Annotated in this window: 2 protein-coding genes and 1 pseudogene; all 3 read left to right on the forward strand. The window is 42.8% G+C overall.

The window, feature by feature from the left end:
* Window positions 1-263, forward strand: a pseudogene (locus tag WB217_RS16925) (FAD-dependent oxidoreductase); the annotation flags it as partial.
* A 66-nt stretch (window positions 264-329) separates the two neighbouring features.
* Complete coding sequence (locus WB217_RS16930) at window positions 330-1310, forward strand: S66 family peptidase (RefSeq protein WP_423994453.1); 981 nt, start codon at window positions 330-332, stop codon at window positions 1308-1310.
* 226 nt (window positions 1311-1536) lie between these two features.
* Window positions 1537-2449: aspartate aminotransferase family protein (locus tag WB217_RS16935; RefSeq protein ID WP_423994454.1), on the forward strand; the 913-nt coding region annotated here is incomplete at its 3' end.

The following is a 2449-nucleotide window of genomic DNA, read 5'->3' on the forward strand; positions in this document are numbered from 1 at the left end:
AGATGACTGAAGCACTGAATCAAGTCACTCCTGGTCTTGCCTCTGAACACACTTTGTTCTATGGTGTGGAAGCAAAATTCTATTCTGCCAGACCAAAGCTGAATGACAGGTTCGAGACAGAAATAAATGGCCTGTATGTCGGCGGGGACGGAGCTGGAATCACCAGGGGACTAGCCCAGGCAAGTGCATGTGGCGTATGGATCGCTACAGATATAATTGAAAAGTCAAAAGCAGGCAAGAAAATGGAACCTGCACTCGTTTAAATTTGCATACACTCTGCTTCTTCTTTGTTAAAATAACTGTATAAATAGAGAAGAGGCGGGGAGACAATGTTTGCACCCAAATTGGCACCAGGGGATGAAATCAGGATTATTTCACCATCAACCAGCATGATTATATTAAAGGAAGCACAAATTGATCTTGCAGTAGAACGGTTAACGAACTTAGGATTCAAAGTGACTTTTGGAAAAAATGCAGATGCGCATGATGAATTTTTCAGTTCCTCGATATCTGAAAGAATTGAGGATTTGCATGAGGCTTTTGCGGATCCAAATGTAAAAGGTATTTTAACCGCGATAGGCGGTTATAATTCCAACCAGCTTTTAAAATATATGGATTACCGTCTGATCTCTGCCAATCCAAAGGTCTTTTGCGGATTCAGCGATATAACCGCATTACAGCTGGCAATCTATCAAAAAACAGGCCTTGTAACTTATTCGGGTCCCCACCTCTCCAGCTTTGGCGTAAAGCACGGGTTTGACTACACCTTAGAATCATTTTTGGATGCTGTCACAAACGACGCTCCATATGAAATAAATCCTTCAGCATCTTGGTCTGACGATGCATGGTATCTTGACCAGGAAAATCGGGTCTTCCACGATCAAAGTGGATATACAATCTTACAGGAGGGGGAAGCCGAAGGGAAGATAATCGGCGGCAACCTTTGCACAATTAACCTGCTTCAGGGGACAGAGTTCATGCCTTCTCTTAAGGACAGCATCCTGTTTATTGAGGATGACGAAGAAAGTCATTCTAGAAGCTTTGACAGAGATCTTCAATCACTGCTGCATCTTCCTGATGCCGGTTCAATTAAAGCCCTGTTAATCGGACGTTTCCAAAATAATTCTAATATCACAGAGGAAGCTTTAAGAAAAATTATCACAAGCAAGGAAGAACTTAAGGGCATACCTGTCATTGCAAACGTGAATATTGGCCATGTCCATCCGTTCGCTACTGTACCAATCGGGGCAGTTGCATCATTAAAAGCTTTTGATGGCGAGACTGAAATATTCATTGAACAAAAAGAATAATAATTGACTCAGCTAAGGCACCTGTAGAAGGTGTCTTTTTTGCGTTTTGAAAGAAATATTATTTTATCCAAAGAACAAAGGTTACGGATATAGCCTTCCAAAAGTTCTAATCCTCCTTGGCACAGCGAAATTTTTCATCTCTACGAAATAATTAGACTTTCATTTCATACAATTTACAGAATGTCCAAACCTTTTTAATTCAATTGCGGTGAAATGGAGTGAGAATATGAAGCCGTCCTACTTGATCAAACCTGCCCTGGATGAAAGCTACCCAGAGATTGACTATGGAAAGGGAGTCTACCTTTTTGACAAAGCAGGAAAAAAATATCTTGATGCTTCTTCCGGGGCTGTTACAGCAAACATCGGACATGGAGTTGAAGAAATCATTTTAGCGATGCATGAACAGTCCAAGAAAGTTTCTTTTGTCTACAGGTCACAATTCACCAGCGAGGCAGCAGAGAGTCTGGCTGAAAAACTTGCTGACAGAATGCCTGGCGATCTTAATTGGAGCTTCTTTGTAAACAGCGGTTCAGAGGCAACAGAAACGGCACTCAAAATTGCCATACAATACTGGCAGGAACAGGGAGTGAGATCAAAAACAAAAATCCTGTCAAGATGGGTCAGCTATCACGGAATTACTCTAGGAGCTTTGTCGATGTCAGGGCATCCTGGAAGAAGGGCGAGGTTTGTTCCCCTGCTTGAAGAATTCCCGACAATATCTCCACCTTATTGCTATCGCTGCCCTTATCAAAGCACGGCTCCCGAATGCGGTTATATGTGTGCGAGTGAGCTTGAGGCTGCCATTAAAAGAATTGGAGCTGACCATATTGCTGCTTTCATCGCAGAGCCTGTCATCGGGGCTGCTGGCGGCGCAATTTCCCCGCCGGAAGGCTACTATAAAACAATTAAAAGAATATGTGAAGAAAACAATATATTGTTCATTGCTGATGAAGTAATGACAGGATTCGGAAGAACAGGAACGATGCTTGCCTGCGAACAATGGGGTGTCATTCCTGATATCGTGGCTCTAGGAAAAGGAATGGGAGCAGGATATGCACCAATCGCAGCGACAATGGCCAGTGACCGTGTCATGGAGCCAATTATTAATGGATCAAAAATCGTGATGAGCGGTCATACAC

Source organism: Mesobacillus sp. (assembly GCF_049588175.1).
Classification (GTDB): domain Bacteria; phylum Bacillota; class Bacilli; order Bacillales; family Cytobacillaceae; genus Mesobacillus.

Bases quoted from the DNA above. Each gene is read 5' to 3' on its own strand.
- WB217_RS16930 (WP_423994453.1), top strand. From the start codon at position 330: ATGTTTGCACCCAAATTGGCACCAGGGGATGAAATCAGGATTATTTCA.